The 23,797-nt window shown below is 36.2% G+C and carries 19 protein-coding genes; 8 read left to right on the top strand and 11 right to left on the bottom strand.

What is annotated here, in order from left to right; translation table 11 throughout:
* Window positions 1–29: 29 nt before the first annotated feature.
* Both JO950_RS11145 and JO950_RS11140 read left to right on the top strand, forming a co-directional pair.
* Window positions 30–947: a type IX secretion system membrane protein PorP/SprF gene (locus JO950_RS11145; RefSeq protein WP_202702721.1), complete on the top strand. Its 918-nt coding sequence runs from the start codon at window positions 30–32 to the stop codon at window positions 945–947.
* Window positions 948–958: 11 nt separating this feature from the next.
* Entirely contained in the window at window positions 959–2,899 is a 1,941-nt protein-coding gene (locus tag JO950_RS11140; RefSeq protein WP_202702708.1) for an OmpA family protein, read from the top strand.
* A gap of 380 nt (window positions 2,900–3,279) precedes the next feature.
* Here JO950_RS11140 and JO950_RS11135 read toward each other — a convergent pair whose 3' ends face one another.
* From JO950_RS11135 to pyrR, 6 genes are all read right to left on the bottom strand, one after another.
* On the bottom strand, window positions 3,280–3,792 hold the full coding sequence (locus tag JO950_RS11135) for a CAP domain-containing protein (protein ID WP_202702707.1): 513 nt from the start codon (window positions 3,790–3,792) through the stop codon (window positions 3,280–3,282).
* A 171-nt stretch (window positions 3,793–3,963) separates the two neighbouring features.
* Window positions 3,964–4,608: a pyridoxamine 5'-phosphate oxidase gene (pdxH, locus tag JO950_RS11130; RefSeq protein ID WP_202702706.1), complete on the bottom strand. Its 645-nt coding sequence runs from the start codon at window positions 4,606–4,608 to the stop codon at window positions 3,964–3,966.
* A gap of 186 nt (window positions 4,609–4,794) precedes the next feature.
* Window positions 4,795–5,700, bottom strand: coding sequence for a ribonuclease Z (locus tag JO950_RS11125; RefSeq protein ID WP_202702720.1), 906 nt, complete (start codon window positions 5,698–5,700; stop codon window positions 4,795–4,797).
* Between the two features lie 88 nt (window positions 5,701–5,788).
* Window positions 5,789–6,121 carry a ribonuclease Z gene (locus JO950_RS11120; RefSeq protein ID WP_070908864.1) on the bottom strand — a complete coding sequence of 111 codons (333 nt, stop codon included), beginning with the start codon at window positions 6,119–6,121 and terminating at the stop codon, window positions 5,789–5,791.
* A 226-nt stretch (window positions 6,122–6,347) separates the two neighbouring features.
* Complete coding sequence (locus tag JO950_RS11115; protein ID WP_017497616.1) at window positions 6,348–7,277, bottom strand: aspartate carbamoyltransferase catalytic subunit; 930 nt, start codon at window positions 7,275–7,277, stop codon at window positions 6,348–6,350.
* A 97-nt stretch (window positions 7,278–7,374) separates the two neighbouring features.
* Entirely contained in the window at window positions 7,375–7,914 is a 540-nt protein-coding gene (gene pyrR, locus JO950_RS11110; protein ID WP_202702705.1) for a bifunctional pyr operon transcriptional regulator/uracil phosphoribosyltransferase PyrR, read from the bottom strand.
* Window positions 7,915–8,221: 307 nt separating this feature from the next.
* Between pyrR and JO950_RS11105 the strand changes: the two genes are divergently transcribed.
* The 5 genes from JO950_RS11105 to JO950_RS11085 all read left to right on the top strand — a co-directional run bounded on the left by JO950_RS11105 (window position 8,222) and on the right by JO950_RS11085 (window position 11,928).
* Window positions 8,222–8,824 (top strand): Crp/Fnr family transcriptional regulator, encoded by a 603-nt coding sequence (locus JO950_RS11105; protein WP_237732338.1) that lies wholly within the window; start codon window positions 8,222–8,224, stop codon window positions 8,822–8,824.
* 72 nt (window positions 8,825–8,896) lie between these two features.
* Complete coding sequence (locus JO950_RS11100; protein WP_202702704.1) at window positions 8,897–9,973, top strand: DUF418 domain-containing protein; 1,077 nt, start codon at window positions 8,897–8,899, stop codon at window positions 9,971–9,973.
* A gap of 193 nt (window positions 9,974–10,166) precedes the next feature.
* Window positions 10,167–10,817 carry a class I SAM-dependent methyltransferase gene (locus JO950_RS11095; protein WP_202702703.1) on the top strand — a complete coding sequence of 217 codons (651 nt, stop codon included), beginning with the start codon at window positions 10,167–10,169 and terminating at the stop codon, window positions 10,815–10,817.
* Window positions 10,792–11,298, top strand: coding sequence for a Crp/Fnr family transcriptional regulator (locus JO950_RS11090; protein WP_202702702.1), 507 nt, complete (start codon window positions 10,792–10,794; stop codon window positions 11,296–11,298). Before JO950_RS11095 ends, JO950_RS11090 begins: the two co-directional genes overlap by 26 nt.
* Before the next feature lie 57 nt (window positions 11,299–11,355).
* On the top strand, window positions 11,356–11,928 hold the full coding sequence (locus JO950_RS11085; protein WP_202702701.1) for a DinB family protein: 573 nt from the start codon (window positions 11,356–11,358) through the stop codon (window positions 11,926–11,928).
* 59 nt (window positions 11,929–11,987) lie between these two features.
* On the opposite strand, the gene JO950_RS11080 is transcribed toward JO950_RS11085, so the two are convergent.
* Window positions 11,988–14,732, bottom strand: a complete 2,745-nt coding sequence (locus tag JO950_RS11080) for a fibronectin type III domain-containing protein (protein WP_202702700.1) — start codon at window positions 14,730–14,732, stop codon at window positions 11,988–11,990.
* 240 nt (window positions 14,733–14,972) lie between these two features.
* Between JO950_RS11080 and JO950_RS11075 the strand changes: the two genes are divergently transcribed.
* Window positions 14,973–15,146, top strand: a complete 174-nt coding sequence (locus tag JO950_RS11075) for a hypothetical protein (RefSeq protein WP_202702699.1) — start codon at window positions 14,973–14,975, stop codon at window positions 15,144–15,146.
* 58 nt (window positions 15,147–15,204) lie between these two features.
* Here JO950_RS11075 and JO950_RS11070 read toward each other — a convergent pair whose 3' ends face one another.
* The 4 genes from JO950_RS11070 to chiA all read right to left on the bottom strand — a co-directional run bounded on the left by JO950_RS11070 (window position 15,205) and on the right by chiA (window position 23,596).
* Complete coding sequence (locus JO950_RS11070) at window positions 15,205–16,824, bottom strand: ABC-F family ATP-binding cassette domain-containing protein (RefSeq protein WP_202702698.1); 1,620 nt, start codon at window positions 16,822–16,824, stop codon at window positions 15,205–15,207.
* 164 nt (window positions 16,825–16,988) lie between these two features.
* Complete coding sequence (locus JO950_RS11065) at window positions 16,989–17,762, bottom strand: TlpA disulfide reductase family protein (protein WP_202702697.1); 774 nt, start codon at window positions 17,760–17,762, stop codon at window positions 16,989–16,991.
* 184 nt (window positions 17,763–17,946) lie between these two features.
* The gene (locus JO950_RS11060; protein ID WP_202702696.1) at window positions 17,947–18,306 is read right to left on the bottom strand and encodes a helix-turn-helix domain-containing protein; all 360 of its coding nucleotides are present in this window, start codon (window positions 18,304–18,306) and stop codon (window positions 17,947–17,949) included.
* A 301-nt stretch (window positions 18,307–18,607) separates the two neighbouring features.
* Window positions 18,608–23,596, bottom strand: coding sequence for a T9SS-translocated chitinase ChiA (gene chiA, locus JO950_RS11055; protein ID WP_237732337.1), 4,989 nt, complete (start codon window positions 23,594–23,596; stop codon window positions 18,608–18,610).
* Between the last annotated feature and the right edge of the window lie 201 nt (window positions 23,597–23,797).

The raw sequence follows: 23,797 nt of genomic DNA, 5'->3' as shown, positions 1-23,797 counted from the left end.
TAGTACTAATGAAAATAATAAATACCACTATGAGAACAAAATTATTTTTCTTCGTCATTATGTTTGTAACAATTGCGAGCTATGCACAGCAAGATGCACAATTTACACAATACATGTACAATACCATAAATATTAATCCTGCCTATGCCGGATCGCGAGGAGCTTTAAGTGTTTTTGGATTATACCGCACCCAATGGGTTGGACTCGACGGGGCACCAGAAACCAGCGCTTTCTCAATCAATAGCCCTATAAATAATAGTAATTTAGGAATTGGAGCCTCTTTAATAAATGATAAAATTGGCCCAACTAACGAAAATAACTTTTCGGTTGACCTTTCCTATACTATTCAGACCTCAGCCGATTTTAAACTTTCGTTTGGTATCAAAGGAACAGCCAACCTGTTCAATTTGGATGTCAGCAAATTAAATCCGGAGAGTCAGGGAGATCCACAGTTTCAGGATTTAAACAATAAGTTTTCACCGAATGTGGGAGCCGGAGTCTATTGGCATTCTGATAAAGCATACATTGGTTTATCGGTACCTAATTTTATCGAAACCAACCGGTACAGTGATAATGATTATGCCATTTACAAAGATAAAATCAACTATTATTTAATGGCAGGTTATGTGTTTGATCTTGATAGACTTCAATACATCAAATTTAAACCCGCCTTACTAACCAAAATGGTCCAAGGAGCACCGCTTCAGGTAGATGTTTCTGCCAACTTTATGTTCATGGATAAACTTGTGGTTGGAGCGGCCTACCGATGGAGCGCCTCACTTAGTGCTATGGTAGGATTCCAGATTACTGACGGTCTTTATCTTGGTTATGGTTACGACCGCGAAACCACACGTTTAAACAACTATAATTCAGGATCACATGAGATATTCCTGCGTTACGAATTCTTCAAAAACAATGGTAAAATGACAACGCCACGTTTCTTCTAAAAATAACGATTATGAAAAATTATATACTCCTTTGCTTAACAATTATCTGTTCTTTTTCAGCCGGCAGTTATGCGCAACAATCGAAAATTAATACTGCCGATAAGAACTACGACAATTATGCGTATATCGACGCTATTAAAACCTATGAACGTGTAGCTGATAAAGGATACAAATCGGAAGATTTGTTTAAGAAGCTCGGAAACTCACACTACTTCAACTCTAACTTTGAAGCTGCCGCAAAATGGTACGGTGAATTATTTGCGATGAACACCGCTGTCGAGCCAGAGTATTACTATCGATATGCACAATGTCTGAAATCAATCGGACAAACCGATAAGGCTGGTAAAATTATGGCTGATTTTTTGGCTAAATCTAAGAACGATGACAGAGCAAAATTATATGCCGAGGATGTAAACTATCTGGACAAAATCAAAGCCAATTCCGGCCGATACAAAATTGAAGATGCCGGAATCAACTCTAAATACTCTGATTACAGTTCCTATGTTTACAACGGTAAAATATACTTTGCCTCTGCCCGGGATACCGGAAACTTTTCACAACGCAAACACAAATGGACCGGAGAATATTTTACGAATTTGTATTTTGCCGATACAGACCCTCCTGCCAACAGTACAGTGAAAGTCAATAAATTCAAAACATCACTTAATACAAAGTTTCACGAGTCTTCTCCCGCTTTTACGAAAGACGGACAAACGGTTTACTTCACCAGAAACAATTATATAAACGGTAAAAAAGGAAAAGATGACAACAAAATTACTTTAATCAAAATATACAGAGCCACTCTTGAAAACGGAAAATGGACCAACATAACCGAACTTCCTTTTGACAGTGATAATTACAGTACAGCACATCCTGCACTTAGTCCTGATGAAAAAACGCTGTATTTCGCTTCAGACATGCCCGGAACAGTAGGTCAGTCTGACATTTACAAAGTAAGCATCAATGGCAATGGCAGTTATGGCACACCTGTGAATTTAGGTAAAGTGATAAATACACAAGGAAAAGAAACATTTCCGTTTGTTACCAGCGATAATGAAATTTATTTTGCTTCTGACGGACATCCCGGACTTGGCGGTCTGGACGTTTTTGTAGGTCAAATTGAAGATAACGGAACCATAAGCAATATTCAGAATCTTGGAGCGGATGTTAACTCGCCTAAAGATGATTTTGCCTACATTATTGATCCTGTATCCAGAAGAGGCTATTTTAGCTCTAATAAAGATGGCGGACAAGGTTCTGATGACATCTACAAATTTCTCGAAACAAGAAAACTGCAATGCATACAAGAGCTAAACGGAATCATTACAGACGCTGAAACCTTATCTGTTTTACCAAACACAAAATTAACCTTGTATGACAATCTGGGCAATATAAAAAACACTACTATTTCAGATGCAACCGGTTTTTACAGTTTCCCTGTTGAATGTGGAAAAACGTATAATGTAAGAGCAGAAAAAGAAGAATATACCACCAAAGAAATCAATATTACCATTGGAAAACTAACCGGAAAAACCAGTCTTCCTATTGCATTGGAAAAATCCGCCTGTAAAGTCACTATTGGCGATGATTTAGGAAAATGTTTTGGTATCAAAATGATTTACTTTGATCTGGATAAATCAAATATCCGTACAGAAGCTGCTCTGGATTTAGAAAAAATACTTGATGTCTTAAACAGCCATCCAACGATGAAACTTGATATTCGTTCACACACAGACAGTCGTGCTACACATCAATACAACGAAGCCTTATCCGGCAGAAGAGCTAAATCAACAATTGAATGGCTCGTTAAAAACGGAATCGCTAAAAACAGACTAACCGGAAAAGGATATGGAGAAACCCAACTGGTAAATGGCTGTTCTGATGGTGTACCGTGTACAGAAGAACAACATCAAATGAACAGACGAAGCGAATTTATTATCACAGCCTTGTAAAAAACCAAATTCAAATAATTCTAAAAAAACGTAATATCTTAAACTCTAAAATTCCAAATTCCAAAAGCAGATTAAATACTGATTGGAATTTGGAATTTGTTTTTTTAAAACTTGTAAATAACTCCTTTAAAATTCCGCTTTCGTGAAACGAATCTGTATGATTCGTCTTCTTTACTTATTTGGGATTAGGCTTCACACCAACCATAGTTTTCGTCACTCATAGCGTTTAACCTTATGCTTTATTTAGACTCTTTGAGAACAACTAACCCACTTTTACATCAGTACACCTTAAGAACTAATTTCATACATAGCCAAAAAAAATCGTTGCAATTCTCTGAATTACAACGATCAATAAAAACTAAACCAGTCCAATATTTTCTCTACATCTTCACAAAGATGTTCGTATAGTATTTCTTTCCGGTTTTAGAGTCAATCGAAACTGACAAACCAAAATGAGTATAGTCTCCTTCAATATTTGCCTTGTGTCCGGGGCTATCCAACCAGGCTCTTAAAGCAGCCTCAGAAGTTTTATAATTGTAAGCAACATTTTCGCCTACTTTTTTAGCACCTAAAACACTCATGATATTATTGGAACGCGAAGTAAAATCATTATGATCAACCACATTGTTTGCGATCATGTATTTGTTGTGTTCTTCGCACTTAAATGAAACGTGATTGATTCCTTTCAGAGCATTCAGACCAATACTTACCCGATAATCATTGATAAGTTTCATCGATTCGATTTCTGAATCATTGTAATTGTAGTTAGCAACGACAGCCTCGGCTGTAGCAGGGTTTTCGCTACCCTCTGCGCTGTCCGCTGAACAGGAGCTCATTGCAACAAGTAGGGCAACTATTGCAACGAACCTCATGTTACGCATCATCTTTTTCATAATGACATAGTAGTTTAATTTTTAAAGTAGATGTTGGGGCAAATCCTTTAAATATTTATTAAAATAAATTGACTTGTTTCTTTCTCAAACTTATTCAATTTATCGTTAAACTACAAATAATATCGATAAAATACGCAATAATTTTACAATCGAAAGTAATAATCCTACAAGCTAAGAGGATAACCTTTCCATCTTCCATGAAAAGTCAGATTGACTTTGATAACGAATTCTGTCATGCAATCTATTGGGTCTCCCCTGCCAAAATTCTACCTCTAAAGGAGTTACTAAAAAACCACCCCAATTTTCAGGTCTGGGAATGTGTTTTCCTTCGAATTCTTTTTCCAGTTTTTTCAAATTTTCTTCCAAAAAAGTTCGGGACGGAATCACTTCGCTTTGCTTTGAAACAATCGCACCCAATTTACTTCCATCAGGACGAGAATCAAAATAGCCATCAGATATATTATCTGATGTTCTGGTAGCGATTCCTTTGATGATGACCTGACGTTCCATTTCCTGCCAAAAGAATGACAAACAAACATGCGGGTTTGCGGCTATCGCCTTCCCTTTTTCCGAATCATAATTGGTATAAAAAATAAACCCTTCTTCCGAGAATTTCTTCAATAAAACCACTCTCGATTTCGGAAAACCATCCAATCCAATTGTCGATACCGTCATGGCATTAACTTCTCCGCTTGCACCAAAATCTTCTACCTCATGAAACCATCGGTTGAACAGATTGATTGGGTCTTCGGGAATATTGGTTTCCAATAATTCACTCTTTTCGTAAGATTTTCTATAATTGCTTAAATCGTTCATGATTGTTGATTTTAGATTGCAGATTTTAGATTGCAGATTTTAGATTGTAGATTGTAGATTGTAGATTTTTTTGATTTCAAATTCTTACAAAAAAAAAGAAAAAACAATTTACCATTTTGTCATTTATAACTCATAACGCATAACTCATAACTCATAACGCATAACGCATAACGCATAACTCACATTTTAAAACTCAAAACTCCTCCCGTCATCTCCCAAAAGTGTGTTTGGAAAAACGGTTTCGGCTTCTACTTTAAAACGTTCGATACCATCGTAACGTGTTGAATAATGTCCCAGAATTAACTTTTTTGCATTTGCTTTAAGTGCAATTGTTGCGGCTTCTTTTGCGGTTGAGTGTAACGTTTTCAATGCCAAAGCGGCTTCTGACTCCAAAAAGGTAGATTCGTGATACAAAACGTCAACATCCTTAATTATAGGAAGTACGTCTTCGTGATACACTGTATCAGAACAAAACGCGTAACTCATTGACGGAATAGGATCAAAGGATAATTCTTTGTTCTTTATTACAGTTCCATCGTCAAGTGTAACGTCACCACCTCCTTTTATTTTTTGAAAATAGGCCGTATGAATATTGTATTGCTGAACCGCTTCTACATTTAATTTTCGATCACCGGGTTTTTCCTGAAACAAAAATCCGTTTGTATACACGCGATGCTTCAATGGAATCGTTTTTACAATAACTTTATTGTCTTCAAAAATAACTTCGCTTTCTTTTGACTCTAATTCATGGAAAAACAATTTATAGGTCGTCCAGGATTCCGTCAATTTTAATTGAAGCAGAATAAGTTCTTTAATCCCTTTCGGTCCGTAAATATGTAAATCGGTCGTTCTTCCTAAAAGAGAAAAAGTAGAAATAGTTCCAATTAATCCATAAAGGTGATCTCCGTGAAGATGCGAGATAAAGATGTGATTTATTTTGGAGAATTTAATCTTATTCTTTCTAAGTTGCACCTGTGTTCCCTCACCACAATCAATTAAAAATAACCGATTTCTTATTTCTAAAACCTGCGAAGTAGGGTTCGTAATTGTTCTGGGAGTAGCGGCATAACAGCCAAGTATGGTAAGCTTAATTTTAGATTGCTGATTTTAGATTCTAGATTGAATATATATTTTAGATTTCAACATTCAAAATCTAAAATCTGAACTCTAAAATCTACAATTAAAACCCGAGGTCTCTTTCGATTTCCTCCATTTCGATAATATCGTGCGCTTCCAAAAGTGACGGAACAACGACTAATTTATCTGAAACGGCATTAAAGTCTAGATCTGAAACTACTATTACAAATGATTTTTTGGCTTTCTTCTGTTGCTTGGCAAGGGGTAAAAAAAGTTTCACCTCTTTTTCCGATACATCACTATCTGCTGATAAATCGATTATAATATTTTGTTTTTCAAAGGTTTTAAACTGTTGCGTTACTCTTTCCAAAAAAGCATTAAAATCTCCCTGAGTATCTTTAATGGTAACGGTATGTCCTTTTTGATCTACTTTCATCTTTATAATATATACACTTCTGATTTGAAAAGCTAAGGTACGAAGTTTTTTTAGTTTTCAGTTCTTATTCCCAGTTCTCAGTCTCAGTCTCAGTTTTCAGTCTCAGTTTTCAGTCTCAGTTTTCAGTCTCAGTTTTCAGTCTCAGTTTTCAGTCTCAGTTTTCAGTCTCAGGGAAATTTCCCTGTCAATATTGAGACTGAAAACCGCGACTGAAAACTATATCACATTACTGTTGAATCTTAGACGCTAGCAAATAAATCACTGCCATTCTGATCGCTACTCCGTTTTCGACCTGATTCAGAATAACAGAATGATCGGAGTCAGCCACTTCGGAAGTAATCTCTACCCCTCTGTTAATTGGTCCCGGGTGCATGATAACGATTTCTTTCCCAAGAGAGTCGAGTAACGGTTTATCTACTCCGTATTGCTGTGCATACTCACGTGTCGATGGAAAAAAATTCACATCCATACGTTCATTTTGAACACGAAGCATATTAGCAACATCACACCACTCTAAAGCTTTACGCAAATTGGGTTCAACTGTGACACCAAGTGATTCAATATATCTCGGAATCAGTGTTTTTGGCCCGCATACTTTTACCTCAGCTCCCTGCATCTTCAAAGCATATATGTTAGACAAAGCTACTCTCGAATGCAGAATATCTCCTACAATGACCACTTTTTTTCCGGCCACATCGCCTAATTTTTCTCTAATCGAATAACTGTCTAATAAAGCCTGAGTTGGGTGTTCGTGTGCTCCGTCTCCGGCATTCACGATACTGGCTTTGACATTTTTGGATAAAAAATAAGCCGCTCCGGGATTGGAGTGGCGCATTACAACCATATCAACTTTCATTGAAAGGATATTATTTACAGTATCAATCAGGGTCTCCCCTTTTTTAACCGAAGACTGGGCTGCCGAAAAACTAATCACATCAGCCGATAATCTTTTTTGTGCCAATTCAAAGGAAAGTTTAGTTCTTGTACTGTTCTCGAAGAAAATATTGGCAATGGTAATATCTCGTAATGAAGGAACTTTTTTAATAGGTCTGTTAATGACTTCTTTAAAATGATCGGCCGTTTCAAAAATCAGGTTAATATCATTTTCATTGATATATTTAATTCCCAATAAATGATCTACGCTTAATTCTTTCATGTTTAATGTTTAACTGTTTTTACTGTTTAATCGTTTATTTGTTTAACTGTTTAATCGATTCCTTCCGATTAAACAATTAACCGGTTAACCGATTAAACTAATTTGTTACCAAGTGAACAACATCTTCACCGTCATTTTCCTTCCAGCTTACTTTTACTTTTTCGTCATTGATAGCATCTACCTGACGGCCACGATAATCGGGCTGAATTGGCAGATTACGGCTAAAACGTCGGTCAATTAAAACTAACAATTCAATTTCTGAAGGTCTTCCAAAAGACTGAATAGCAGTTAACGCGGAACGAATGCTTCGTCCGGTAAACAAAACGTCATCAATAAAAATGACTTTTTTATTTTCGACTATAAAATTGATTTGGGTTCTATTCGCTTCAAGCGGTTTTTCGGTGCGGCGGAAATCGTCTCTAAAAAAGGTGATGTCCAAATAACCCAGAGAAATTTCGGGCGTTTTGTACTCGCTTTCTAATATTTGTTTCAAACGTTCGGCTAAAAAAACACCTCTTGGCTGAATTCCGATTAAAATAGTATCTGAAAAATCAAGATGTTTTTCGATTAACTGACAAGCCAAACGATGGAGTATGATAGTAACTTCTTTTGAATTAAGTAATACTTTTTGGCTCATAATTAAGTATAATGTTTGGTTGGGCAAATATACAAAATCAGAATTTATTTGCAGTCTCTTTCTAAATACAAATATTTGAATAAATTTTTAGCGTTGTAATAGCACAAAGCATTCTCTTTAAATTCCGTAGAAATGAATAATAGTACAGCACAAAATTGGAATTCGTTGCTCATGAAACTATACAAGTCAAAGAACCTTTCGTACAACCTCATCAACATCTCTTAACTTAATCAGATCCTTTTTGCTATTTTATTATATTTGACCAACCAAAACACCTAAGATTAGGAGAAAAATAATCATCCTGGCTATGATTACTTTTAAAAACCGAATACATACCGAAAAAATGAATTCCTATCTCACCAAAATAGATGCTTTTATAAACAACCTTGATCAGGAAACCTTAGCCGCTTTAAATAACATCTCCACTACCAGGACTTTAAAAAAAGGAGCTTTTTTATTACGGCAAGATGAAATTTGCAGTAAAAGCTATTTTATAGAAGAAGGGATTGTTAGAAAGTACTACCTCGATGATGGAAAAGAAATCACGACAGAATTATACTTTAAAGATGATATCGCGGTGTCTTTTAATAGTTATTGCCTGCAAACGACAAGCAACGAATTTATTCAGGCCGTGACAGACATCACCATTTCACAAACTGACTTTAAAGGATTTCAGAATGCAAAAAAACAATTCCCAAAATTGACAGAATTAGATTTGATGCTTACCGAATATTACGCGATTTGGCTAGAGGATCGCTTGTTTCAGTTTCGCACACTGGACGCTACGACCCGCTACCTTAAATTAATTAAAGAACATTCGTATATTATTAAAAACATCCAGCTTACACATATTGCTTCTTATCTTGGAATATCGCTGGAAACGCTAAGCAGGATCCGGTCCCGAATTTAAATGTATTATTTGACTTAAGTCAAATTTCCCGCGATTTTTCATTTCGACATTTGTTTCATAAAATATAAAAAAATGAAACAAAGAATTATAGGATTTGACCTGGCAAGAGCATATGCCATCTTCGGAATGTTTATTGTTAATTTCAATATGGTTTTTGGCTCCCATAACGACCAAAGTACTGTTGCACAATTTATGTCTCTTTTTAGCGGCAACTCAAGTTCTGTTTTTGTAATTCTGGCAGGAATGGGTATTGCACTTATGACCAACAGAGTGGAATATACTGCTGCCGAGAAAAACAAGCTGAGAAATACCATCCTCAAACGAGCTGGTTTTTTATTTGTCATCGGACTTTTACTTAACCTGATCTGGCCTGCCGATATTTTGCACTTTTACGGTTGCTATATGTTCATAATTGCTTTTATAATCTTTTTAGACAAAAGGTTTTTTCTGTTTCTGGCGGCTGTGGCGGTATTTGGTTTTCACCTTTTAATTTTTATCGTTCCTTATGAAACGGGCTGGAACATTGCCACTTTTCAATACAAAGATTTTTATACCCTGAACGGGTTTATCAGAAATACTTTTTACAATGGCTGGAATGCTGTATTCCCCTGGATTGCTTATTTTCTTTTAGGAATGTATCTCGGAAGACTAAACTGGAGCAGCATCAAAATGCAGAAAAAAATGTTTGTGCTTGGACTTTTACTATATGTATCGATAGCATTACTTCAATTACTGTCCGGCCAATTTGTACTTTCAGAGAATTTACATTTATTTATCAATGCCGATTATCTCCCTCCGTACCTTCCTTTTATGCTAAGCACCTCCGGATTTGCTCTGATGCTGATTGCCTTTTTTATGTACATCGGAGAAAAAAACGGAAATAACCAATATGTACAAAATTTTGCACCAACGGGTCAAATGACGCTTACGCATTATATTTCACATCTTACTATTGGGATCATTTTATTTTCTGCACTAACAGGTAATGATCTGGTCCAATATTCAACAGATCCGAAAGCGACAAAACCAATTTATATTTTACTGTTTTCAATTGCGTACTTTGCACTCAGTTACTACTTTAGTAAACTTTGGGCAAGACACTTTAAGAACGGCCCATTTGAAGCCCTTATGCGTAAAATAACCCGCTAATTAAATTTTACCGGAACCATTGCCCAATCATTTTGAGCCGACCATAAACTGTCAAAAAAAACTTTAAAGCTGGAGACCAGACTAAAAGTCTACATCAAAAAAACTATTTCCGTCTCTAAATTTAAAATTATATTTTAGCAGTACAGCACTTACCTATACTTCTTGCTTACAGACCAAACACAAGATTAAAGCTATGGATCAATACAAAGAAACTTTCGAAACCTGGGATAAAATTGCAACTATTTATCAAGATAAGTTCATGGATTTAAAGCTGTATAATGAAACTTACGACTTCTTTTGCGATGCTTTGAAAAACGAACAGCTTCATATCTTTGAAATTGGCTGTGGCCCGGGAAACATCACAAAATATTTATTATCAAAGAAACCCAATTTAAAAATTAGAGGGATTGACATTGCTCCCAAAATGATTGAATTAGCACAAAAGAACAATCCTTTTGCCCAGTTTGAAGTAATGGACACGCGAGACCTCAACAAAGTAAATCAACAATTTGATGCCATTATTTGTGGTTTTTGTCTGCCCTATTTGTCCGAAGAAGATTGTTCCAAACTAATCAACAACATTGATAAAATACTCTGTTCTGGTGGTATTTTTTATCTTAGTTTTGTTGAAGGGCATTCGACTGAATCAGGTTTCATTTCGGGAAGCACCGGCGACCGAACCTATTTCTATTATCACAATTTAAAGAACATAGAAAAACAGCTTTCTATACATAATTTCAAAATCATTAAATCGTTTGAAATTAAATATCCAAAATCCGAAAATATTGAAATTCATACGATACTAATTGCTCAAAAAAATGAAAGAAATCATTGCACTTTCTGAAAAAACAATAACCCTAAACAGAAATGAATTTCTTAAAGTAAGAGGAAGCATAGACGACAATATTTATTTGGTCGAGAGCGGAAGCTTACGGCTTTTTGTTTTGGACGATGATGACGAACAAGTCATTCGATTTGGTTACCAGCAAAATTTAATTGTGTCACTGGATTCTTTCTTAACAGGAAAGCCTTCTGACCTGTGTATTCAGGCCATTAAAAAAACAGTTCTGAAGGTCATCACAAAAAAACAAATCGATCAGTTTTTAAAAATTGAAGTCAATAAAAACCTATGGATTACTATTTTAGAAAACTTAGTAGTGCAGCAAATGGAACGCGAAATTGATATTTTAACCAATTCTCCAAAAGAAAGATACCAAAGAGTTTTAAGGAGAAGTCCGCAGCTTTTTCAGGAAGTGCCAAACAAACACATTGCCAACTATCTAAGAATGACACCGGAGACTTTATCCCGATTAAAAAAGTCTTGATTTCAATCAATCATTTCCGGAAAAACTTTTTGAAACTTTGCTTCAAAAATAAAACCTATGCAATCAGAAAAACTCATACAATTACTAATCGATCAAACGAAAGATAGCATCAATCAGGCGGAGAAACTTAAGAATGATCACATACAAACTTTGACGTGGAAAGAAGATCCTGCGTCCTGGAACATTCTCGAATGCATGGAGCATTTGAATTTGTATGGTGATTATTACCTGCCTCAGATAAAAGACAAGATAAAGAACTCGAAAACCTCTTCTGAAACCCATTTTAATAGTGGATTTTTAGGCGGTTATTTTGCCAAAAGTATGCTTCCAAAAGAAAAGCTGAACAAAATGAAAACCTTTAAAGATAAAAATCCTTTAAACTTTGAGCTTGACAAGCGTGTAATTGATAAATTCATCAACCAACAACTTGAATTATTAGCACTACTGGAACAATCCAAAAAGGTGAGTTTGAATCGTATCAAAATCCCCACTTCTTTATCCCGTTTACTAAGATTAAAACTGGGAGATACTTTTCAGTTTTTTATTCATCATATCCTACGACATCTGAATCAAATTGACACCATAAAAGAATCAATAAAAAAGACAGTTCCTGAACACGAACTGTCATAACCTAAAAAACGAAACCCCACTTACAAACGCAAATGGGGTTTCAAAAAAAAAAAAAAAATCTACTTCACAATTAGTTTAGCCGTAAACAATTTACGGGAATGTATTTTTAGAATATAAACTCCTTTTGGTAAATCCTGATTGATTAGAGAAAACTTATTATTGTTTACATTTTTTGTAGCATATAATAATTTCCCTTCCATGCTGTAAATTTCTATTTCATCAATAGGATATTCGGACTGAATAAAGGTTTCCGTATCATTCTTTGTTGGATTTGGATAGACTCTCAAACCATTATCGATTTTAAATTCATCGTTGTTCAGATGTGGATCGATTACTTCAAAAGATACTCTGTTGGAAACTTCATTATAAGAATCGTTAGTAAACATTACCAAAAAGTACTTCCCTTTTTGTGTTGGTAATTCCGTAGCTGCAATATTTTTTGTTCCTTCAGAAAGTCCTTCGAAATAGGTATAACTCACCAGTGGTTTTTCATTCGGATTATCTCCATCATGATAAATCCCCAACCAGTCTTTTACAATTCCCGGAGCGTCTGTCCACGAAGCGGTAATCTGCTCGCCCAAATCATAAACCGGTTTATTGATCCATAATTCGGTAACGACCGCTCCTACTTTAAAAAATACTTTGTTTCCAATCGGATTAAATCCGTCCTGTAAATAATACTCGGCATAATAGTAGCCTTTTGGCAGTCCTGTGAAAGATTTAGCATCTGCAGCCGTTGTAACATATTGCCAGCTTGTTGCTGTAACTCCGGATCCTGGATTAACTCCCATTCTGTAAATACCAATCCAGTCTTTTGCCAGTTGTGGACCATTTGTATAATTAATAAGGATAGGAGTCCCAACAGAATACTCGGTTTTATCAGTCGTTAAGGTCGGTACCGGCCCTACATAAAAGTATTTTCGCGGTGCAATTTCCGTGTACCCTCCATTTGAAAATATTGCAGCATAATAACGTCCTTTAGTAGCCAGTCCGCTAGAAAAAGTGATAAACCCGCTGGCACTTCCGTCCGTATATTTCCAGGTTTGCGATGGCGAAGAACCTCCCGGAGTCTGCCCTTCTTTGTATAAACCAATCCACGTTGAAGTACTGGCCGGAGCATCAGTAAAATCAACTTTTATGGGTGCGTTCAACGAATAAGTAACAGCATCTGTAACTATTGCCGTATTTACATTGTTACTTCCTGTAATCGTAAAAGTCTGAACATCACTCCATGGCGACCATTCAAGATTACGATCTCTGTATCTTAACTTCACATAGTATTTGCCATTTGGAAGTGAATTAGAAGCCAAATCCATTTTGGTAATATCTACACCCAGATTGATGTTTACAGTCGAATCTTTCTTAGTGCCATACTTTCCGTATAAATTTTCGAAATCTCTATATACTTCTTTCTTTACAATATCGAATGTTGGTGTCTGAGAAATCAAAAACTGACTGGTATTCAACTTCTCCTCTGTAGTTGTCGTATAAGTCGATCCGGAAACGGTTAGCGGCAATGTATTTGTCGCAGTAAAAGTATTCGTAATCGAAGGTTTGGCAGGTGCCGCTTTGTTTTTATATCGATGAAATTCATCCATTAGCTGGTTGTTCTTCCATTTATCAACACTTCCAATAGAATAGCTTTCAATGTCCATTTTTCCGTTTGTCACATCAATATCTACAATTTGGTAAATCCAGTTACAAATGGTTTTCTGTACATCATCAAAATCCTGCTCTGTAGAAGATCCCCAATATTGATCCCAGGCTGTACCTCCCGAAATAATATTATAGGTAGGTGTATTTTTCAATTGTCCGCGATGATACAAATGATGGTGCGCCCCAATATGCATTGAATATTTTGGAGAAGTTACCAATAGCGGCACGGCTGTATTACGAACCCAGGTCGAAATATCCCCCACATATTGCTCTGCCTGATAAGGTCTGTGGCTTAAAGAGAAAATCCATTCTACGGTATTATCCGCATTTGCAGCGGTAAGAACTTTTTGCAACCAGCTTAGCTGTTCAGCCCCTGTATGTTCTGAACTTAAACTGATAAACAAGACATTACCGGCCTGCTGGGCATAATAATTCTCTGTTCCCGACGAAATCCCTTTGTATGAAAGTTCACTTATATAAAAATGATCGTAATAGGAATTCATTCCCAGCGTTCCATAAGTTTCATGGTTTCCTACTGTGGTCTGAATAGGCACATTACCTGACAAACCTCTGTTCTTTTTAAAATGCACATTTTCATAATGATCTAAAGTTCCCACATCAACCTGATCTCCCACCATAAAAGTCATAGAGATATTATCATCCGGAGATGCGTCTTTTCCCCATTTCTGTTTTATCTTTCTTTTAGCAGCTGACACCAAAGAATCATAACGCGGAACAGCTTTCAGTTGATTATCCCCCATAATCAAAAACCGAATGTGTCCATTAGCTGTGGCTGCTTGTCCCGGATTGGGCAATGTTTTAAAAGAATAAACCGAAGACACATCTGCTCCGGTTTTTATTCTGTAGAAATATTTCGTGTTAGCCGAAAGGTTCGTCAACTTTGCACTATGATAGAAATAATTCCCCGGATAACCTGAATCTGTAAAAACATTTGTATTACCGGTAACCGTAACATTTAGATTTGATGCTGTTGTTCCGTACTCTACGATAGATTCCGGATTACTATCCGTTTTCCAGTTAACGTAGATAGATGTTGGTGTCGCGTTTTGCAGATAAGGAAATAAATTTTGCGCTTTTGAAGCATAACTTAGCCCCAGAAGCATAAATAATAAGTAAAGTTTTTTCATACGTTTTTTTGTTTAGACTGAACAAAAGTATTGTTCGAAAACGTAATAGCTTTTAAGAGAACATTACCTTTCCCTTATCTTTACTTCTCTTTATTGTAAAGTTGTTTAACCTTTTGCACCTAGTTGGTTTTACTCTAAATCATAGAACTTTTTAATTAAATCATATAAGATCTTTCTTGTTCTTTGGCCTAATTTTAAGTTATACGAATCAGAACAGCAAGTTCTTAAAACATCAAAGTCATGCAAAATAAAATCAAACGTTTGTTAATGGTATTTGTAATAGTATTTTCATTTACGAGCTGCGAAGTTATCGGAGACATTTTTAAAGCCGGAATGGGCTTTGGTATCTTTATCGTTATTTTTATTATTGCGATAATTATCTTCATTCTCGCCAAACTGTTTGGCAAAAAATAAATCAAAAAAAATCCCGTTCAGCTAGCGAACGGGATTTCTCTTATTATAAATTATAAAATTACAGGTTGTACATTTTTTTTCTTAATTCCTGAATTTTTTCATCGTCCAGGTATTCGTCAAATGTCATGTAACGGTCTATGACTCCGTTTGGTGTTAATTCCACTACTCTGTTACCAACTGTTTGTGCAAACTCGTGGTCATGTGTGGTGAAAATTACGGAACCTTTAAAATTTTTCAATGAGTTATTAAAAGCTGTAATGGACTCCAGATCTAAGTGATTGGTTGGCTCATCAAGCATTAAGATATTAGCTCTCTCCATCATCATTCTGGATAGCATACAACGTACTTTTTCTCCTCCTGATAATACGCGGCTTGTTTTTAACGCCTCTTCTCCGGAAAAAATCATTTTCCCTAAGAATCCTCTAATAAAAACCTCATCACGCTCTTCTTCTGTTTTGGCGTATTGGCGTAACCAATCTACCAAAGTCAGATCATTTTCAAAGAAAGAATGATTCTCAGCCGGTAAATAAGCCTGATTGGTTGTAATTCCCCAATCAAAAGTTCCGGCATCTGCCTTTTGCTGGTTGTTCAAAATTTGGTAGAATGCTGTTGTAGCACGTGAATCTTTAGAAAAAAGAACGATTTTATCGCCTTTTGCCATATTCAAATCAACGTCTTTAAACAAAAGATCGCCATCGATGGAAGCTCCCAGACCTTCAACATTCAAAATCTGATCTCCGGCTTCACGATCCTGATCAAAAATAATTGCAGGATAACGACGGCTTGAAGGTTTAATTTCAGAAATATTCAATTTCGAAATCATTTTTTTACGAGAAGTAGCTTGTTTCGATTTCGCAACATTCGCACTAAAACGACGAATAAATTCTTCAAGCTCCTGTTTCTTCTCTTCTGCTTTTTTATTCTGCTGTGCACGTTGTTTTGCCGCTAATTGGCTAGACTCGTACCAGAACGTATAGTTTCCTGAGTAGTGATTTATTTTTCCAAAATCAATATCAGAAATATGTGTACAAACCGCATCTAAAAAGTGACGGTCGTGAGATACTACAATTACTGTATTTTCATAATTCGCAAGGAAGTTCTCTAACCACGCAATGGTCTCAAAGTCCAAGTCGTTGGTAGGCTCATCCATGATAAGCAAATCAGGATTTCCAAAAAGTGCCTGCGCTAAAAGCACACGTACTTTAATTTTTCCTTCCAAATCCCCCATTAGAGTATAATGATCTGCTTCTGTGATTCCTAAGTTAGACAACATCGCCGCCGCATCAGAGTCGGCATTCCAACCGTTCATTTCTTCAAACTGAACCTGAAGTTCTCCAATTCTGTCTGCGTTTTTATCGTTGTAGTCTGCATAAAGTTCATCCATTTCTTTCTTAACAGCATACAAAACTTTATTTCCCATCAACACAGTTTCCAAAACCGTATGCTCATCGAACATGTTGTGGTTCTGGTTCAAAACCGACATACGTTTTCCCGGTTCTAAATGAATATGCCCCGAAGTTGGATCGATATCACCTGAGATGATTTTTAGAAAAGTAGATTTTCCAGCACCGTTGGCTCCAATAACTCCGTAAATATTTCCATGAGTGAAAGTTGTATTTACTTCGTCAAACAAAATTCGTTTGCCAAACTGAACTGATAAATTATTGACTGTTAACATGAATGTCTTTTTAATTAATTTGGTGCAAAAGTATGAAAAAAGGTTCAGAGTTGCAAAGGCCTTATGTTTATTGTAAAATGTGGATTGTGAGATGTGAAATGTTAATTGTAAAACACTTCATTTCGCTCCAATGTGATAACATCTTACGCTTTACATCTCACACACTATAATTTACTCTCTTTATCCAAAGCGACTTCTAAACTTTCGAAATTAGGCAGGACTTTAGCAATCATTCCTTCTTTGTTTAAAATAAAATGCGTTGGAAATGAATTTAACTGCAAGGCTTCATTCATGTATACTTTCATGTCTGGAATTACAGCATAGGACAATGGCTTTCTGGAGAGGAATGTTTTTAATTGCGTGGCAGAATCTTCTGCAAGGCTTACAAACAGCATGTCTTTTCGATCTTTGTATTCTGCGGCTAATTTGTTGACTTGTGGAAATTCTCTGATACAGGGTGTACAATGAATGTACCAGCATTTGATGACTACTATCTTTCCTTTCATCGATTCGTTTGAAACCAGGTTACCTTCTAAATCTTTAAAAGAGAATGGAGGAAAAACAGTTCCTTCCATTTTATAGTTTTTTAGAGCATCAAAACCTATTTGGTGTATTGTTGCTTTTATACTGGTATCTGAATTGGGCTGAATTGTAAACAATTTGTAGCAATAGATCCCCTGCTCTGACTTTAATCGAATTGGAATGTAATTTTCGTTTGCTAATTGATCCAAAAAAGTTTCTTTGGAAATTTCCGTTGAAAGAGCATCCAACGCTAGAAAATCTCTTGAAAGCATAATATTTTTACTTTGATAGACAGACCAGTCCTTAAAGTTTTTTTGAATCTGGATAGGATCAACTTCGGGTTCGCTAAATTTTGTCTGAGCTGTGATAATAGTAGAAATTAAAAATACGATTACGAGGCAGATTGATTTTTGCATGACTTTTTTAATGAATTTATGAAATTCAAAAGTACTTAAAATTCAATTTTAGGGTCCATAAAGCAGCAAAAAAAATAGCACTTTGTGGGTTCACTTATCCTTAAAAAAAATTCCTTCTTTAAAGAATACTGCATGATTCACAAAACGTTCAAAAAAGATTTAGTTTTCGCCTTACATTATCTACTTATTCTTTACTATCAAGTTTATTCCTTAAATAACTTATCTCCCCTTTTAAAGTATTGATTTGTTCCTTGTAAAGTTCTCTTTCTTTAGCAAAGTGAGTTTTAAGGTCATTAATCTCTTCTTTGTTTGTCATCAAATTATTCAAATTAGAACTGAACAATTTACTCTCATGAAAATTAACGATATAATTCATGTCAAGATTTAAGGCTAAAGAAATTTTCTGCAATTTCTCAAAACTAATCTTTGTTTTACCTGTCTCCATATCTGAGTAGGCAGCTTGCGAAATTTCTAACAAATCAGCCATATATTGCTGAGAATATCCCTTAATAACCCTAATCTTTCTTACATTCTCCCCAATCATTCTTTTTTTTTCAAATATAAGAAATTATTTACAAAACTATCGTCAGGTAAAATTTTAAATATCCGATAAAACTTATAAAATAAAAGCAAAGAGTAATGTATTATTTTTGGACAAAAAAAACCCGACAATACAATTGTCGGGTTTATAATGCGCTTCCTTCAGGTGAAAACCAAATAACAAATCACCTCAATTTGCAGCATTTATTCGAAATAAAAATTAGATTAAAAAATAAATAACCAAACTCAATTTTAACCATTCCAACTTTTTATTTCTGTATTTTTCATTCTTCCATACTGTCCTTTTAGTTCAAAAAGTTCATTACTTTGAATGATTTTTTATTTCCTGCTTTGTCCGTCACCACAACTAAAAATAATTGCTTAGTGGTAAAGCTGTAGTTATGAAGCACCACTTCTTTGTTTTGATGAACATTTCTATGACTCACCAATGGTTGTCCAATGGTATTGAAAACTTCTACCTGAGCAATATCTCCAGAGTCAGTTGTCACTAATAAAGCATCATTTTTAAAGTAAGCGATAGTCGTGTTTTTCGTTTCGATCCCTTCAGGTAATGCCCTTGCAGCTGTCTGTCCTGCAAAATAAGCGGCATACGCTTTAGACAATTCAGCTGAATTACCACAAGAAGAAAAATCCCAGTTTACAGACCAAGTCATTAAACCTCTCAAAGCAGGATATGGTCCGCCTGGCTGCATGGTATAGGTTCTTCCTGAGAAAGTAGTCCCGGTTCTTAAATAATGCATTGCATTAATTCCTTCTGTCGGCGTTAAAAAACCACTTCCTGCTGCACTTGGACAAGCTGGTAATGCAATAAGGATTTTTGAAGGCGGTAAACCATCAAAACGCATTCCTGTTGTACCAATGTTGTACCCTTTTATCAGCATATCCGTTAGGGCAGTTACCATGTTTGATTTCTTAGCTGAACCATAATACTGACCGTCTAATGCGTTTTCTCCTCCTGTATTATACAATTGTACGGCTAACAAATCCAATTCATTACGTAAGTTTTGAATGATTGGAAGGAACGAACCAAAGGTATCATTATAGGTTGAATATCCTCCTTGTACGTATTGTGTTTCCGGAGCTGCAGTTAATAAAAATCCAGGACCATAGAACGCTTTTAATTCTTTGAAAGCATCTACTACATTTTTTAATCTTGGATAAGCAGAAATACCCGCATAAGAAATATCTCTTAAACCTCCTGCACTAAAATTCATCGATCCGCCTTCAAAATCGATATCAACTCCATCAAATTGATACTCGTCAATAATTGCCTTCAGACCATTAACAAAAATATTCTTTTGAGTTACGTTCTCTAAAACAACATGACCATTTTGACCTCCAATAGAAACAATAACCGGAATACCTTTATCCCTTAAGCTCTTGATATCATTTTTTAACAATTGTTTATTAAAAACTCCATTGGTCAAATATCTGGTATCATTTGTAGTTAATACCGGAGTATAACCATCACGGTTAACGGTTTCTACGAATGCATAATCCACTACGTTAAACTTACTTCCTACCATTTGAGAAAAATATAAAAATGGAGCACCAGCATTTTCCCAGGAATGTGCGTATCCTAAAATAATTTTGCCTGGTGGAAGCGGAACGAATCTAGTACCTACCGAAGTAATTTTAATGCTATTGTTTAATGTAGTTAGCCCGGATTTATTATCGGTTGCTTTGATTACAATCGGATAATCCTGATAAGCAGTTGGTGTAAAATTATACGTATAGGTATTATTTGTACCTGCTGTCATGTTAAATGTACCTCCGTTTATTGTAATCGTTACACCTGAAACCGATCCGTCACTGTCGACAGCTGTCACTGAAATTGGCACAACTTGGAAAGAAGGCTGAAATATAGTAGTATTAGATGGTGAATTCCAAGTAATTACTGGCAATGTATTTGGACAGTTTGCACCTGAACAGTTTAATACAAAATTATATGTTTTTGAATCTGTGGTACCGTTTGAGGCAGTAGCCGTAACTGTTAATGTATGACTAAGCGAAAACTGATTGGCTACTGGTGTCCAAGTTGCGGTATAAGTTCCTGAAGAATTGGTAGCACTCAGGCTTTGTCCGTTTAAACTAAAGGAAACAGACGAGATTGTAGTAGCATCTGCAGCACTTAATCCAACACTAGCCACAAAATTAATCGCTGACCCTAAATTTATTGCAATCGTCGGAGTCGTTGGCGCTGTAATGGCAACTACTGGTTTAGTTACAACCGTTGCCTGCGTATTGAAGTTATAAACCGTTGGCGTTGTTGGCATTGCAAAATTCACCAGATTGTTTGGGTAATAATTCGTTCCGTTATTCTCCCATCCATTCAATTTTAAACTTAAAACTTGTGCATAACCTGCTGTAACTGTATTGTCATAGGTAAAATTCCCCTGAGCATCTGTTGTAGCCAAAACACTTTTCCATCCGTGTGTATTATCAGTCCAAGGCACAACTAATTCTACTTTCGCTCCTGCAACCGGAACTGAACCATTTTTAACGGTTCCGCTAATTAGATTTGTACTGGCCAAATTTTGCGTAAAATCAAGAGTTTTGTTACCAGACTCTGTTGTCGAAACTGCTGAAACCGGAGCAAATGTCAGGTTTGTTTTAGCAACAGATACCTTATAATCTGATCCTGAAGTTAAACCTCCAAAAGAATAAGCTCCATTTCTATCTGTTGTAGCAGTTAAAACTGTCGTACCTGAAACTGCCGAAACTACAGCTCCTGATACCGGAGTAGTTCCGTTTAGAACTTTTCCGCTCATTGCATAAGAGGACGTTCTTGCGGTAGCGGCGGTATTGAAATTATAAACCGTTGGGGTTGACGGAACAGCAAAACTGGTCAGATTATTTGGAAAATAATTAACGTCATTATTTTGCCACGCATTCAATTTCAAACTCGAAATAATAGCATATCCGTCGACAACTGAATTGGCAAAGCTATAATTTCCTTGTGCATCTGTAGTTGCTAGAACGCTTTTCCATCCGTGTGTGTTGTCGGTCCAAGGTAAAACGATTTCTACTTTAGCTCCTGCAACCGGAACTGTACCGTTTTTAACCGTACCGCTAATTTTATTGGTTCCAACGTTATACTCGGTTAAATTTAAAGTTTTGTCGGCTAATAAATTGGTATAAACTGTTGAAGCTGGCGTATAAGTTTTTCCTGTAGCCGCAGCTGTTATGGTATAATTTCCTCCTGATGGTAAGGTAAGGGTATAAAAACCATTTGCATTAGAAGTTCCTGTAATAGGTGCTCCTGTGGATGTTGCTGTAACATTAACTCCCACAGCAGGGGCAGTTCCGTTTAAGATCGTACCACTAACAATATAATATACAATTGGATCACCCTGAGCAAAATTTAACGTTTTATTGCTATCAATTGCATTATACACTGTCGAAGCTGGTGTATAAGGAAAGCCAGTTTTGGCAGCTGTAACTGTAAAATTAAGTCCGGCTGTTAAACCTGTAATACTGTAGGTTCCATTAGTACCGGAAACAGCAGTTAAAACAGTCGTACCGGACGTTGCTGTAACGGTAACTCCTGAAACCGGTGTTGTACTTGTGCCGACTACAATAGTTCCGCTTACTGTGTACAAAGGCTGTGTTCCCTGAATCACAACACCTGTCTGATCAGCAGCAACATTTGTTAAGCTAACCGGTGTAAAATTATAGGCCGCCTTTATCGCTGTAAGGGTATAGTTTTGATTCTTTGGCAAATTATAAAATGCAAAATTACCTGTTGGAGACACTACACTTTCTATAACTGCATTACTTGCATTTCTAATCTCTATAGTAACGTTAGTAACCAAAGCTGTTCCATTTTTTACAGAACCTCCAATGCTAACCGTTCCGGGAACAATACTTTTAAACGAAGTATCTACCTGAGTTAAAAGTGAATTAGGAATAGAGCCTCTGGTATCCTGAGATAATTCCCAAATCATACCACCGGCCAGATTTTTAGATTTGATGTACTGTACTTTTAAATCCATTGATTGTTTATCTTCATAACTGATAAACTGTTTCAAACTACTGTTGTACAAATAAGGAACTTTAGTAGTATTATCAAAATACCTTACCCAACCTGCGGCAGCTGCCGTTGGCGTAACTAACATGGTATTTGGATCTAAAAAAGCATGTGAATTGGTAACCGGATTTCCGACCAGACCACAAATTTCGATACTGCCGGATTTCTCACAAGCTGCCGGCCCGTCCCAGGTTCCTGTTGGGTTTTGCGGATTTGTACAACCTGCAACATTATATCTTGGTGCAGCAACAAATAACCCCGGAAAGTTTGGATTGGTTCCGTTATTGGCAACGTTGTCAAATTTTTTACCGTAAAAAGGCAATCCCATGATTAATTTATTGGCAGGAAAACCAACTACATTCAAATAGATGTTCGTTAACTCATCAAGTGATTCTGACTGAGTTGCACCATATAATGGATCATTCGGGTTTCCGCTTCCATAAAGAGGAGCATTATAACAAGTTTTATCATACCAGTTTCCACCAAAATCATATCCAAAGTAAGTGATGTAATCACAATACGTTGAAATATCTTCGGTCATTCCATACGTTGCCCTGTTGTTTGGCCCTAAATATTGTTTAGGTACATTTCGAACATTGTTTCCGGCTGCAATAGTAACCAGTTTATTAGGCATTGCCTGACGCATGGCTTTTAGTAAAAGTACAAGGTTTTTGTTGTCATCCGGGTGGTACTTTTGCGGAGGAACCGGGATTCCGTTCACGATTTCAGTACCGTCTGTTCCTCCCATAAGAGGATACTCCCAGTCGATATCAAATCCATCAATAAACGGATAAGTGACGATGAAGTTTGCCATATCTGCAGCTAAAGCAGCTCTTGCCACCGGACTTGCGGCGATTGGAGAAAGATCCTGACCTTTGGTCCATCCTCCAACAGAGATTAAAATTTTTAAATGCGGATACTTTTCTTTTAACTTTTTCAAGTCATAAAAATTCCCTTTTACAGGAGCATCCCATGGAATTCCGCCTTCCGTATGCTCATAATCAGCATAGGTATCCAAACATTTTAATTTTGTATTCTCCGGACGGGCAGGGTCAAAAGTTGTCCCGTAAAAAGAATAATTCAAATGGGTTATCTTGCTCCCGTCTATCTTGGGAACGTTGAAATCCCGGGCATAAATAGCCCATTGCGCATAATACCCTACTACTTTTTTGCCGTGGGCTGGTTGGGCCGACGCAAGTAAGGGAAACAGTAACATAAAGAGTAATCTGTAATAATGTTTCATAGTTAATAAATATTGGTTAATAGATAATAAATATTCCAATTACAATACCTTACCTGCCAAAATGCGGCAAATAAATACGGCAATCGGGGTTCAATACACCGCGAATAGATAACATCACGACACACTGGATTTTTAATTCATTACTTCTAAAAATAAATATTACTATTACTGATTCTAGCCATAATCATTAGTGAATAGTAG

The sequence above is a fragment of the Flavobacterium sp. UGB4466 genome (assembly GCF_903469665.1).
Taxonomy (GTDB): domain Bacteria; phylum Bacteroidota; class Bacteroidia; order Flavobacteriales; family Flavobacteriaceae; genus Flavobacterium; species Flavobacterium lipolyticum.
This window is presented reverse-complemented; position numbering and strand designations above follow the sequence as displayed.

Excerpts from the sequence above, each read along its gene's own strand:
- JO950_RS11070 (WP_202702698.1), bottom strand. The coding sequence starts at position 16,824 with ATGTTAACAGTCAATAATTTATCAGTTCAGTTTGGCAAACGAATTTTG.
- JO950_RS11115 (WP_017497616.1), bottom strand. The coding sequence starts at position 7,277 with ATGAAAGAATTAAGCGTAGATCATTTATTGGGAATTAAATATATCAAT.
- chiA (WP_237732337.1), bottom strand. The coding sequence starts at position 23,596 with ATGAAACATTATTACAGATTACTCTTTATGTTACTGTTTCCCTTACTT.
- JO950_RS11090 (WP_202702702.1), top strand. The coding sequence starts at position 10,792 with ATGAAAGAAATCATTGCACTTTCTGAAAAAACAATAACCCTAAACAGA.
- pyrR (WP_202702705.1), bottom strand. The coding sequence starts at position 7,914 with ATGAGCCAAAAAGTATTACTTAATTCAAAAGAAGTTACTATCATACTC.
- JO950_RS11120 (WP_070908864.1), bottom strand. The coding sequence starts at position 6,121 with ATGAAAGTAGATCAAAAAGGACATACCGTTACCATTAAAGATACTCAG.
- JO950_RS11075 (WP_202702699.1), top strand. The coding sequence starts at position 14,973 with ATGCAAAATAAAATCAAACGTTTGTTAATGGTATTTGTAATAGTATTT.
- JO950_RS11105 (WP_237732338.1), top strand. The coding sequence starts at position 8,222 with ATGATTACTTTTAAAAACCGAATACATACCGAAAAAATGAATTCCTAT.
- JO950_RS11080 (WP_202702700.1), bottom strand. The coding sequence starts at position 14,732 with ATGAAAAAACTTTACTTATTATTTATGCTTCTGGGGCTAAGTTATGCT.
- JO950_RS11100 (WP_202702704.1), top strand. The coding sequence starts at position 8,897 with ATGAAACAAAGAATTATAGGATTTGACCTGGCAAGAGCATATGCCATC.
- JO950_RS11065 (WP_202702697.1), bottom strand. The coding sequence starts at position 17,762 with ATGCAAAAATCAATCTGCCTCGTAATCGTATTTTTAATTTCTACTATT.
- JO950_RS11145 (WP_202702721.1), top strand. The coding sequence starts at position 30 with ATGAGAACAAAATTATTTTTCTTCGTCATTATGTTTGTAACAATTGCG.
- JO950_RS11135 (WP_202702707.1), bottom strand. The coding sequence starts at position 3,792 with ATGAAAAAGATGATGCGTAACATGAGGTTCGTTGCAATAGTTGCCCTA.
- JO950_RS11140 (WP_202702708.1), top strand. The coding sequence starts at position 959 with ATGAAAAATTATATACTCCTTTGCTTAACAATTATCTGTTCTTTTTCA.
- JO950_RS11085 (WP_202702701.1), top strand. The coding sequence starts at position 11,356 with ATGCAATCAGAAAAACTCATACAATTACTAATCGATCAAACGAAAGAT.
- JO950_RS11095 (WP_202702703.1), top strand. The coding sequence starts at position 10,167 with ATGGATCAATACAAAGAAACTTTCGAAACCTGGGATAAAATTGCAACT.
- pdxH (WP_202702706.1), bottom strand. The coding sequence starts at position 4,608 with ATGAACGATTTAAGCAATTATAGAAAATCTTACGAAAAGAGTGAATTA.
- JO950_RS11060 (WP_202702696.1), bottom strand. The coding sequence starts at position 18,306 with ATGATTGGGGAGAATGTAAGAAAGATTAGGGTTATTAAGGGATATTCT.